The sequence below is a fragment of the Streptomyces sp. NPDC019396 genome (assembly GCF_040632375.1).
In the GTDB taxonomy this organism is placed as follows: Bacteria; Actinomycetota; Actinomycetes; order Streptomycetales; family Streptomycetaceae; genus Streptomyces.
The window spans coordinates 248,647-260,941 of sequence record NZ_JBEYBS010000003.1 but is presented as its reverse complement, the minus strand read 5'-3'; the positions used below and the strand labels follow the sequence as shown (position 1 = coordinate 260,941).

General features: G+C 69.6%; 8 protein-coding genes and 1 tRNA gene. 8 read left to right on the top strand and 1 reads right to left on the bottom strand.

Annotated features, from left to right (window positions below; translation table 11 throughout):
• The first annotated feature begins 69 nt into the window (after positions 1–69).
• The 6 genes from ABZ532_RS05050 (at position 70) to ABZ532_RS05025 (ending at position 8,170) form a co-directional block, all read left to right on the top strand.
• Entirely contained in the window at positions 70–1,086 is a 1,017-nt protein-coding gene (locus ABZ532_RS05050) for a glycosyltransferase family 4 protein (RefSeq protein WP_361279656.1), read from the top strand.
• 83 nt (positions 1,087–1,169) lie between these two features.
• Positions 1,170–1,928 carry a WecB/TagA/CpsF family glycosyltransferase gene (locus tag ABZ532_RS05045; RefSeq protein WP_361279655.1) on the top strand — a complete coding sequence of 253 codons (759 nt, stop codon included), beginning with the start codon at positions 1,170–1,172 and terminating at the stop codon, positions 1,926–1,928.
• A 745-nt stretch (positions 1,929–2,673) separates the two neighbouring features.
• The gene (locus ABZ532_RS05040) at positions 2,674–3,879 is read left to right on the top strand and encodes a hypothetical protein (RefSeq protein WP_361279654.1); all 1,206 of its coding nucleotides are present in this window, start codon (positions 2,674–2,676) and stop codon (positions 3,877–3,879) included.
• A gap of 452 nt (positions 3,880–4,331) precedes the next feature.
• A complete protein-coding gene (locus tag ABZ532_RS05035) occupies positions 4,332–4,763 on the top strand; it encodes a hypothetical protein (RefSeq protein WP_361279653.1) in 432 nt (143 codons plus the stop codon).
• A gap of 61 nt (positions 4,764–4,824) precedes the next feature.
• Positions 4,825–7,035: a hypothetical protein gene (locus ABZ532_RS05030; RefSeq protein ID WP_361279651.1), complete on the top strand. Its 2,211-nt coding sequence runs from the start codon at positions 4,825–4,827 to the stop codon at positions 7,033–7,035.
• Positions 7,036–7,075: 40 nt separating this feature from the next.
• Complete coding sequence (locus ABZ532_RS05025) at positions 7,076–8,170, top strand: hypothetical protein (RefSeq protein WP_361279650.1); 1,095 nt, start codon at positions 7,076–7,078, stop codon at positions 8,168–8,170.
• Positions 8,171–8,437: 267 nt separating this feature from the next.
• Here ABZ532_RS05025 and ABZ532_RS05020 read toward each other — a convergent pair.
• Positions 8,438–8,510, bottom strand: a tRNA-Arg gene (locus ABZ532_RS05020).
• Between the two features lie 314 nt (positions 8,511–8,824).
• Between ABZ532_RS05020 and ABZ532_RS05015 the strand changes: the two genes are divergently transcribed.
• Entirely contained in the window at positions 8,825–10,423 is a 1,599-nt protein-coding gene (locus tag ABZ532_RS05015) for a dynamin family protein (RefSeq protein ID WP_361279765.1), read from the top strand.
• 6 nt (positions 10,424–10,429) lie between these two features.
• A complete protein-coding gene (locus tag ABZ532_RS05010) occupies positions 10,430–12,289 on the top strand; it encodes a GTPase (protein WP_361279649.1) in 1,860 nt (619 codons plus the stop codon).
• Positions 12,290–12,295: the final 6 nt, after the last annotated feature.

The following is a 12,295-nucleotide window of genomic DNA, read 5'->3' as shown; positions in this document are numbered from 1 at the left end:
AGAAGACGCCTGTCGTCGACGCCGAGGCCGACGGTCCTCGTCTTTCGGCACAGCACGGGGCTCGGAGGAATGGGTCGGGCCGCCGACTTCTTCACACCGGTCCTGCAGTCGTCCTGCCGGGTCGTGGCCGTGGTGCCGCTTTCCGCGAAACGCACCGGCTCGATGCATATCGCCGCCGCCTGGCCCGCGAAGGCGACCGCCGCCGTCGGGGCCGTACGGCGATGCACGAGCGCCCTCGCCACGAAGTCGCCGATAGCCGTCTATCTGCCGATTTCCCAGTGGGGGCTCCCACTTCTGCGTGACTCCCTCATCGTCGTCCTCGCCAGGATTTTCAACTGCTCCACCGTGCTTCACCTGCACGGTTCCCAGTTGCCGGCGCGCCTGGCGTCGAGTTGGGCACTGCGGAAGACACTCGAACGAAGCCACTGGCTCGTGCTGAGCGAGACCGTCGCCGCCGCGGTCGACGCCGCCGGATGCCGTGCCGCGTCGGTACATGTGATCAGGAATCCCGCACCTCCTGGCGGCACGCCCCGTGAAGTGGCACAGGCATCCTCCCGAACAGGCCAGCCGCTTCGCATCGGCTGGATCGGAACGATGCACAGCCAGAAGGGATTCGACATCCTGTGCGACGCGGTCGCCCGACTGAAGCATGCGGGCGCTCCGGTCAGTTTCACCGTCGCAGGATTTCGCAGCGATGTCCCCACCAGCCGTATGGCGTGCGTGGACCAGGACCTCGGCGTGCTCGAACCGGCGGACGTCCTGTCGTTCTGGAGCCGGATCGACGTGTTCGTGCTTCCCGCCCGCTGGGCCGAGGGGCTTCCCTTCGTCCTGCTCGAAGGTCTTCAGGCGGGGTGCGCCGTGGCGGCGACCTGGTCCGCAGGCAGCGCCGAACTCTTCAGCCGCGGCTGCGTGGAGCGCATCGGCAGCGATGTAGATTCGGTCACCGCCTTTCTCCGCGTCTGTATGACCGACATCGACGGCGTGCGGCAACGGCAGCAGAAACTCTGGAGGGAACTGCGTCCCCTCTACGACCCGGACCGGGTCGAGGCGTCCTTCGCGGAGTTCTGGCAGGAGGCGGACCTGTGAGCGGAACTCCACGGCGAACGGCGGGGGGCGCGCGAACACCCGGAGCGCACCAGGAGAAAACGCCCGTCGCTCCGACGGACCCGGTGCGGCCGTTGACGGTGTGCGGACTGCCGGTGCACCCGCTGACGCTGGAGGGCTCCGTGGCCGCCGCGGAGGCGCTGATCGCGGACGGCGGTCCGCACCAGCACGTGGTGCTGAACGCGGCGAAGGTGGTCCAGGCGCATGACGATCCGGAGCTGGCCCGGATCATCCGGTCGTGCTCGCTCGTCAACGCCGACGGTCAGTCCGTGGTCTGGGCGAGCCGCCTCCTCGGCAGACCGCTTCCCGAACGGGTGGCCGGAATCGACTTCATACTGGCGCTGTGGCAGAAGGCCGCCCACAAGGGCTACCGGGTCTATCTGCTCGGTGCGCAGAGCCCGGTGGTGGAGGAGACCGCTCGTATCGCCGCCGCACAGGGCGTCCAGGTGGTCGGATACCGGGACGGCTACTGGGACGACGCCCGGGAGCGGGATGTGGTGTCCGCCGTGCGTGCGGCGCGGCCTGACGTCCTGTTCGTCGCCGTCCCGAGCCCGCGCAAGGAACGCTTCCTCGCCCGCCATCAGGAGGCACTCGGCTGCCCCCTGGTGGTGGGGGTGGGCGGCTCCTTCGACGTGGTGGCCGGGCTCCGCACCAGGGCCCCGGGCTGGATGCGCGGGGCGGGCCTCGAATGGTGCCACCGGCTGGTCCAGGAACCCCGTCGCATGTTCCTTCGCTATGCCGTGGGCAACACGCGGTTCGTCCTGCTGGTGGTGGCCTACTGGGTGCGCGGGATCGGACGCAGGCGGTCGCTGCCCCCTGGATGAGCGTTTGCGCAGGTCGTGTCGTCCGTGTGGCTCGGCTTGCTGCGCCACCGCGCATGACTGCGCCTCGCCCGTCGGCTCGTGGGCAGGCTGCGCCGGCTGGTGGGCGCACGCCCGCAACGGCCTGAACGGCCTGAACGGCGCATGACGACGGTGCGATTGCCTGGCCCCTACATCACATTCGGGCCCGGAGGACGAGTCCGTGGGGGCCACACGAGTGCAGCTGCTCCGCCATCCTGCGGAGCGCCCTGGCGAGCCTGTTTGGCTGCGGGGCCTCACGTCTATTGATCACGTTGCTCGACTTTGGGCGATCTTTCCCGCCTGGCGAGTCCTGGCCGGACGCCGCCCGCACTTCCGGGGCGGCGGTGGCCGGGCAGGGGTCCACGGCGCCGGACGAGACAAGGGGTGATCAGTGCGATGTTGGTAGAGGCCGGGTGCGAGAAGAATCGTTTCTTCAGTGCTGGGGTGCGCACACCGAGCGCCCAGTCGCCCTCCTGTCCGGGACGCCGGGGGAGGCGGTGGCCTGGTGTGCGGTGCCACCGCGCACCACAGCCGAGGACCGCTGCGAGAGGCACAGCCGTGAGCGCATTTCGGGCATCGAGTCGATTCAGGTGCATAGGCGGTCACGGAGCCATGGCCTGACACCACACCGCGCACCGACTCCCGGGCACACGGGCGCTTGCCTCGCCCTACTCCGACCCCCCAGACCACCGCTCATCGAGCACCCTCCGAAGGAGCCACGAACCCGATGCCCAGCCGCACTGGATGGCGTGTGGCCATGGTCGCCACCGCCGCAAGCCTGCTCGCCGCCACTCCGATGGTCGTTGCCGCACCGGCATTCGCCCAGTACCCGCCCGTGCTGGACCTCCAGGTCGACGACATCACCCTGGCCCCCGGTCAGGTGCTCAATTTCGTCGCGACGGGTTTCAACACCAACGAACAGGTCTCCTCCCGGCTCTCACCGGCGGGCGGAGCGATCCGCGCGATCCCCCGGTCGGGAGCGCCTTCCTTCACCGAGCCCAGCACTTCGCCGTCATGGAGCGACTACAACCGCGACGACGCGAACCGTGATGCGAACGGGTCAGGCGTCCAAGGCGACCGGGAGGGGGCAGGAAGTGACCCTGCCAACGGCACCGGCGCCCGGGACGGTGACGGGTACGACGACGGGGCGGACGACGACACCGGCAGTGGAGCGCAGAACGGGTCCGGAGACGGCAATGGGAACGGTCCCCGTCCGATCATCCCGCTCGACACCCATGTCGCCGATGCCAACGGCACGGTGACGGACAGCGTCGTCATTCCCGGGAGCGCACGACCGGGGCAGTACGACTTCCAGCTGGTCCGCAGCGGATCCGGGGGGACTCTGTCCACACGCGTCACCGTTCTCAGTGACGGGGACGGCGATGGCGATGGGGACGGGCCCGGGCGTCCTGGCGGCGACGATGGAGGCGACGACCACGGCCGTCCCGACCAAGGCCGTCCCGACCATGGCCGTCCCGAGCATGGACGTCCCGACCAAGGCCGTCCCGACCAAGGCCGCCCCGAGCACGGGGGAGACCGTGAGCACGGCCGACCCGAGCATGGCGGTGACCGTGAGCACGGGCGTTCCGAGCACGGGGGAGACCGTGAGCACGGTAGTTCCGAGCACGGGGGAGACCGTGAGCACGGTAGTTCCGAGCACGGAGGTGACCGCGAGCACGGTAGTTCCGAGCACGGAGGCGGACGCGACGGCGACTCCCGGGGAGACTCCGGCGACGGGAGTGGCCACGGCGAGGGGGCCGACAAGGGCGACAAGACCGTCGCCGCCCCTGAGGACGAAGGCGACCAGCTCGCAAGCTCCGGTTCCTCGGGAGCCCCGATCGTGCTGCTTACCGCGGCAGGCGGCATGCTCGTACTCGGCGGCGGTGCGCTGATGATCGCCAAGCGTCGCCGTGGAAGCAACGGCAGGGTCTGACCAGAAGAGCACGACGGCACGACCCGAACGCCTGACCGGCCGCGGACGCCTCGTCAAGGGGGTGTCCGCGGCCGGTCGTCGCCATCGCGACCGTCACCACGGACCCGAGCAGTCCCCCGGGGCACGCATCCGCGGTGCCTCGCTGCTCACGGGGTGCTTTCCGAGGGGGTAAATCCCGCTCCCTGTAAGTGACTTATGCCCTTTGTGTGGGTGATGAAGAGGACTGCGCTCCGACGGTGGCAACTACTAGGATGATCGTCTGACCTCGGCTTTGCGAGAGGGAAGGTGCCAGGGCCCGGGCGAGTCCTTCGACAGCCCTTTCCCGCGGTGTCGTCCGCCCTCGCATCGCCCTCAGGGCCTCCGGGTGACCCCGGTCCGGCCGGCGAGTTCCGAACGCCCGGCCTCGCCGCTGGACACGGCCCTGACGCCGACATGGGAGAGGAGTTCACGCCATGGCGTGGAACGAGTGGGAGCAGTTGAAGGCCGACGAGGCCGCGCAGCCCACGGGGACGCGGCTCAACCAGGCGGCCCCCGCCGCGGGTGGCGGCGGCATAGGAGATCTGGCGTCCTCGCCGGCGGAGAAGAAGGCTGCCGCGAACGCGATCGAGCAGCATCTCGAACCGGACACGAAGAAGGCCGGCAAGGTCGCGGAGGACAAGACGGACAGCGCGGTCAAGGAGTTCAGTGGCAAGGACGGCCATGGCTGGGACACCTCAGTCGCTTTGAAGAAGGCACACGGCACCTGGGAGAAGCAGGTCAAGGCGCTGGTGGACCGCCTCGGCGCGGACAAGGCCGCGCTGCGCAACACCTCGATCCTGTTCCAGAGCAACGACATCGGCATCAGGTCGCAGGTGCGCCAGTCGTCCACGCTCGACATCCTCTGATCCGCCGCCGCACCACGTCATAAGCTCTACGGGGGAGCACATGCCGACTTACCACGAAGCGATGACCACCGATTTGTCCACGCTGACCAACGCGGCTGACAAATGCGACGAGATGGCGGGCGAGTTCAAGAAGCTCGAAGCCGACTACAAGCGGGACGTCTCGAACATATCCCTCGGTCTCAGCTGGCAGGGCCTGGCCGCGTCCGCCGCCAGCAGCCGTTTCAAGGTCACTCTGAGCGAGTACCAGGCGGCCCAGAAGGAAGCCAAGGCGATCGCCTCCCTGCTGCGCGACGCGTACCAGCAGTTCACCGAGTTGCGCGGCAAGCTCAAGGCGGTGCATGACGATGCCATCAAGGCCGGCATGAAGGTGTCGGAGCAGGGCGTCGTCGAGTTCGACTTCGACAAGATGGATGAAGGCAGCCGCACCGCCTACCACCACGACCGCGACTACCAGGATTCCGTCCGCACGGCCGTGGGTGAATGGAACCAGGCCATCAAGGCCGCGGTCCAGGACATCAACGACGCCGACGACGGCGTCAAGATAGCCCTTGAGGCAGCGGTCATCGACGGGGATGCCACCGATGGCACCTGGAACGGCTTCAACCGCCATGCCAAGTCGGACGTCGAGGAGTACGAGGCCGACCACGCCGCCGCCATCGCCATGGAGATCAACAACGGCAACAAGGTCTCCGCCGCGGACATGGCGGAACTCCAGCGTACGTTCCGCGACAACGCCGACGACACGAAGTTCACCCAGACCTTCCTCAACGGCCTCGGCGCGCAGAACACGCTCAAGTTCACCAACAGGCTCAACGACCTGGCGTACTTCGATGACAAGGACCACAAGAAGGACTACCTGGGGCTCCAGAAGGGCCTCGCCACGACCCTTGCGACCGCGACGAAGGACCCTGACTCCACGTTCTACAAGGACTTCCGGGCCGATCTGAAGAAGGCCGGGGTCCAGCAGTTCGACCTGGACGCCGCCGGCGACAAGATCGCGGTCGGTATCGGTCATGGACAGCAGGCGCGCGGCTACCAGAGCCTGGTCACGCTGATGCAGCACGGCGACGGCTACTCCGGGCAGTTCCTCAAGGACATGGCCGACGACATACGCCACGCCGAGGACAAGGGGCAGGGCGGCGACCCGGACATCTGGGATCTGAGCGGGGATTTCAGCGGCAGCAAGGACGGCTGGTTCGCCAACGACCCCCTCGACGGTGTGCTGGGCATCATGGCGGAGGATCCCAAGACCGCCACGTCCTACCTGGACCCGGGCGCCGACTCGAAGAACGACAATCTCGAGTACCTGCTGAAGGAGCGGGACTGGGATCTCGTCAATACCACCAAGGACCAGGCCAAGGTCGAGGGCATCGGACCGGACACGTTCGACAAGGACGTCCGTGCGGGCTTCGGCGCCGTGCTCGAGTCGGCTGCCACCGGCTATGTCCCGGGATCCGACCATGAGCTGGGCGGGCACAGCATCGCGCAGGCCAGGGTCATGCACGACACGATCAACGTGCTGAATTCCTCGGGCCAGGCGGAGAAGCTCCCCGAGAACCTCACACAGCCGATGGCCAACCTGATGACGGACTACACACCCGACCTGCATCAGATCCTCGGTCTGGACAACAACACCTACAACACCTCGGACAAGGCGTGGACGGATGAGGACGGGCAGACTCATATGTCCGTCCCGAAGGACCAGTTGGTGAAGCTGATGCGCGGAGTCGCCGACGACCCCGAGGCGTTCGGGCAGGTGTACCGGGCGGAGAAGCAGTACTCACTCGACACCTTCGCCGGTATGCCGGACAGCACCACCAACGACACCACCAAGGCGCGGATCCAGGAGGCCTCTGCCGCGATGGGTGCCTACGACGGAGTACGCGGGGACATCGCCTTCGACAAGAGGTTCAAGGACACACAGTGGACCAACGACTTCAACAACGCTGTGACGTCAGCGCCGGGTGCGGCCCTCAACTTCGTTCCGGACAAGTACGGCGTGACGGGCGACATCGGCAACCGCATCCTCGGCTTCGCCTCCTATGAGGCGACGAAGGACAGGATCGCCGAGATCAACGCGGCGGCGACGGAGGAGAACTACAAGACTTTCACCTCCGGCCAGAAGGTCGTGGACGGAATGGTCACCTCCTGGGCCGAGAGCAACGGGCATGACAAGGAGAGCGACTTCGCGAAGGTTCTCGTCGGAGACGGGCAGTTGAAGCACAAGCAAGGGCGAGACGAAGCGCTGCTGGCCCTGCGCACCGACATGTAGCAGGGCCGCGCGCCTGTACCACCGGAGCAGAACGACGCATATGAAACTCACGAAGCTCAAGACTCGCCGGGCCCTCGTCGCTGTCACCCTCGCCATCGTCCTCGCGGGTTCCGGGACCTTCTACCTCTCCGGCGCCTACGACGACTGGCGCGGCGGACGGGCCATCGGCGCCGCCTGTGAGGGCGTTCTCGCCCCCGAGGACACGTTGCGGGTCCTCGGCGGCAAGGGGCGGGCCAGGTCCGGCGCGGGGGATCTCTCGCTCCTCGGTGATCCGGCTCAGAGCCTCGCCCGCTGCGGCATCACGACATCCGCTGGTACGGCCGCTGTCCTGTTCGATGTGCGCTGGGGCGGCGACGCCGATGCCGCCTCCCTCTTCCCGGGCCGCGCGGACCTCCGGGGGGCCACGGGGAGCGCCGCCCCGCTGGGCGGCGGCTGGCCCGGGACGATCACCTCGGCGTCCGGCCAGTCCCGCGTGTCGATCGCGTTGCAGTGCCGCAATCGTCACGACGAGAGCCTTCTGGTCAGCAGCGTGCTGTCAGGCGGGGCAGGACCGGGCGACCGCGGTGAAAGGACCGCGCTCGCCCGGGCCACCGCTCAGGCGGCGGCGAACGCCGCGGACAGGTTCGACTGCACGGCGGCGCCGGGCGGACCGATCACGACGACTCCGGCCGACCCCCTCACCACGAGCCGCCCCCTGTCCCGGGCCGACGGAACGTGCGCCCCGGTGCGCTCCCTGGCCCCGGCCGCCACGCGCTCCGGCGTACCGAACGCCATGGAGTCCGCGTCGCAGCCGCAGGCTCCCCTCGCGGACTGCTTCCTGGCCACGCCGGACGGCAGGCCCGGATACGGCATGTCCGCCGTGTACGGGCCCTACGCCAAGAGCCTCAAGATGTCCGGTCCCGCCGATCTGCGCAGGACCGCCGGGTTCTCCGAGGACGGCAACCACGCCTGGGCCACCGCCCAGTGCCCCGGATCGTCCGAGCGGGCGCTCTTCACCCTCTGGCGGATCTTCGACACGGACGACGACGCCTATCCCGTGCGGAAGCCCGCCCGTGACTTCGAGAAAAACGCACTCACGGCGTTCGCCGAGCAGTCAGCGAGGCAACACGGCTGCTCCGACCTGCGGTTGCCCTGACGACCGTCGACCACAGCCCCCACCGAGGCCGCTGCCGGCCCGGCGCGGTCGGCGGCCCCGAACCGGATCGGGGGAGATGTGGATTTCGCCCGATAGAACCGTCTCCGCCAGAAGCTTCGCTGGTCTGTCCACTCGACCGGCGTCGAGGTGTCCAGCTCTGCCCTGCAGTTCCTCACCACGACCGAGACAACGGCGGCGCGCTCTGGGCACGTTCTGACCAGCAAAAAGGCCCTCCCGGGGGAGGGCCGTGCAGCTCTGGCGCGGATGCGCCCCCGGCAGGACTCGAACCTGCGGCCAAGCGCTTAGAAGGCGCCTGCTCTATCCACTGAGCTACGGGGGCCGGATGTGGCCTCGGTGGCCTGGAGCCCCTGGTGGGTCGGCCGTGACCTTGCCGGGACAAGGATAGGGCTCCATTCGCCTTGACCCGGTTGCTTCACCTGCGTGGCACGATGTGGAGGTTCGGTGAAGCGAACCGATAATCGCAGGCAGGTGCGATTCTTGCAGCGGTTTTTTCGCCTGTCGCCCCGGGTGTTGTGCACTCGTTATGCCTGCGCCCCACTTGTCTCGGCCATTTCGCCCATCTGATCGGCGCGCAGGGGTGGCCATACGCTTCAAAACGACTCCAAAATTGGGCATTCTTCGCATGTGGTGACCATGGAAGTACGGCCTCAGCTGATCGACGCACTCTCCGCCCTGCGCGACCGTGTCGCTGCCGTGCGTCTTCCACTACCGCTCCCCGGTGCGCCGCGTGCCCGGCGGACCAGGGACGAGCTGCTCGCGCAGCTCGACGACTATTTGGTGCCCAGGCTCAAGCACCCCGACGCGCCCCTGCTGGCGGTGATCGGCGGATCCACCGGGGCGGGCAAGTCCACCTTGGTCAACTCGCTTGTGGGGCGGCGCGTGAGCGAGGCCGGGGTGCTGCGGCCCACGACGCGGACGCCCGTCCTCGTGTGCCACCCGGATGACCACCACTGGTTCGCGGGGGTCAGGGTGCTGCCGCACCTCACCCGCGTATGGCTTCCGCAGCAGGACGCCGAGGCCCCCGGCGGGGAGCGCGAGCAGGCGGAGGGCGGTGCGCTGCGGCTGGAGACCTCAGGAGCACTGCCTCCCGGGCTCGCGCTGCTCGACGCGCCCGATATCGACTCGCTCGTCATCGAGAACCGGATGCTGGCCGCCGAGTTGATCTGCGCCGCCGACATCTGGGTCATGGTCACCACCGCCTCCCGCTATGCGGACGCCGTGCCGTGGCACCTGCTGCGTACGGCCAAGCAGTACGACGCCGCGCTGATCACGGTGCTCGACCGGGTGCCGCACCAGATGGTCAACGAGGTATCCCGGCAGTACGCGGCGCTCCTGACCAAGGCCGGGCTCGGACACGTACCGCGCTTCACCATCCCCGAACTCCCCGAGTCCGCCGGCCTCGGCAGCGGGCTGCTCCCGGAGTCGGCAGTCGCCGCGCTCAGAGACTGGCTGGCGCACCAGGCCCTGGACCCCGTGGCACGCCGGGAGACCCTGGTGCGGACGGCCGCCGGGGTCATCGACTCGCTCTCCGCCCGTATGCCCGATCTCGCGGGCGCCGTCGCGGCCCAGTACGCCGCCGCCGTACGCCTCTCCGGCAGCCTCGACGAGTCGTACGCCCGCGAGACCGAACGGGTACGCAAGCAGCTCGGCCGGGGCGCCGTACTCGCCGGAGACGCCCGTACGCGCTGGCGCGGCTACCCGCGTGACAGCTCGGCGGCAGAAGTGCTCGACGCGATCGCCGAGAGCCTGACCGCACTGCTCCACTGCGCGGTGGCAGCCGCCGACGAGCGACTCCAGGAGGCATGGCGCCACGAGCCCGCGGCCGGCGCGGTGGGAGGCGGCTTCGCGGGAGCCGACCGGGAATGCGGGGAGCGGATCGGCATGGCCGTACGGCGCTGGCGGCGAGTGCTGGAGGAACTCACCGAAGAGGTGGTACGGGACATGGAGAAGTCGGCCGCGCCCGATCCCGAGACCGTCGCGGCTCTGCTCGCCGCCGCGCTGCTCGGTGGCCGGCGGACCCGGGCGGCGGGCGAACTGCTCGCCGAGCGCCTCGGCGCCCAGAGCGCCCTGCGGCTGCGGGACAAGGGCGGTGAGCTGGTGAAGGACTGTGTCGAGGGCGTCATGCGGGATGAACGCGACCGGCGGCTCGCCCCGCTGAACGCCCTCGAAGTGTCCCCGGAACCACAAGCCGAGCTGATCGCCGCGCTGTCCGTACTACAGAAGGAAAGGTGACCGCCGATGACCGCTGTCACTGGGGAGACCGAGGACCGCCCGGGGACCGCTCCGAGGGCGGAAACGCAGACGGACACGGAGACGGAAACGGAGACGGGAACGGATGGTGCGGGGCCCGCAGTCGCCGCCGGGGCCGGTACGGGGAAGGACCCAGGGCATGAGGACGGCGAGCAGGCGGACGGCCAGCCCGGCGCGGACGAGGGGCGCTGGGACGACGGGCTGATCGCCCGCCGCGCCGCGGAGCCGTCCCCGGAGGACCCCGCGGGGGAGCCGCACATCCCGGTTCCCGGCCCGTACGCAGCCCCGCTGCGCACCCGGCTCGACGCCCTCCGTGAGCTCGTGGGCCTGTCCCGTACCCGAATCGAGGGCCAGGCGCTCGAAGAGGCCGGACGGGTGCTCGACGAGGCTGCGGCGCGGCAGCGGCTGTCGTCGGAGCACACCGTCGTCGCCATCGCGGGAGCCAGCGGAAGCGGTAAGTCGACGCTGTTCAACGCCTTGGCCGGGGTGCCCATTTCGGAGACCGGACTGCGCCGGCCCACCACATCCGCCCCGATCTCCCTGGCCTGGTCCGAAGGGGCGGGCGGACTGCTCGACCGGCTCGCCATCCCCGGGCGGCTGCGGCGCAGGCCGCTGGCGGGCGGATCGGGCGACGAGGCACTCCAGGGCCTGGTGCTCGTGGATCTGCCCGACCACGATTCTGCGCTGACCGCGCACCGGGACCAGGTGGACCGGGTGCTGAAACTCGTCGACGCGGTCATCTGGGTCGTCGACCCCGAGAAGTACGCCGACGCCGCGCTGCACGAGCGCTATCTGAGGCCGCTCGCAGGGCACGCCGAGGTCAGCTTCGTGGTGCTGAACCAGATCGACCGCCTGCCCGGCGAGGCGGCGGACCAGGTGCTGGACGATCTGCGCAGGCTCCTCGACGAGGACGGCATGGCCGTCGGCGAACACGGAGAGCCCGGTGCCACCGTGCTCGCCCTGTCGGCCGTCACCGGTGAGGGCGTCGCCGATCTGCGGGAGATGCTCGGGCGCTTCGTGCAGGATCGCACCGCCGCGGCCAGGCGGATCTCCGCCGACGTCGACGCCGCCGCGAAGGAGCTGCGTCGTGTGTACGTAGCCGACGGTCACGCGGGGCTGAGCGAACGGGCCCGGGACGACTTCTCCGCCCGGCTGGCGGTCGCGGTCGGGGCCACGGCGGTGGGCGAGGAGGCCGAACGCCGGTGGCGCAGGAGCGCGGGCCGGGCCTGCGGCACGCCGTGGTTGCGGCTGTGGCGCTGGTTCGAGCGCGTCCGCACCCCCGGCGGCGGGCTTCCGCAGCCCCTGGAGCCGGTCGAGGAGGAGCTCACGGCACGTCAGCGCGTCGAACAGGCCGTACGTGTCGTCGCGGACGAGGCCGCACACGGACTGCCCGCGCCCTGGGCGCAGGCCGTGCGGGAGGCGGCGGTCCGGGGGGCCGAGGGGCTGCCGGAGGCGCTCGACGAACTGGCCGTCACGCTGGGCACCCCGAACGCGCGGCCACCCCGGCCGGCCTGGTGGCCTGCCGCGGTACTGGCCCAGGCGATGATGACGATCGTCCAGGTGTGCGGCGGGCTGTGGCTGGTGGGCCAGATCGTCGGCGTCACGGATCCGTTGCTGATCCCCCCGGTACTGCTGATGCTGACGGGGATCATCGGCGGGCCGCTGGTGGAGTGGGCGTGTGCGAGCGCCGCGAAGGGGCCCGCGCACAGATACGGCCAGGACGCGGAGCGGCGCCTCAAGGAGGCCGCCGCGGCGTGCGGGAGGGCCCGGGTGCTGGATCCGGTCGCGGCCGAGCTGCTGCGCTACCGGGAGGTGCGGGACCAGTACGTGACGGTGTCGAGACGCTGAACACGC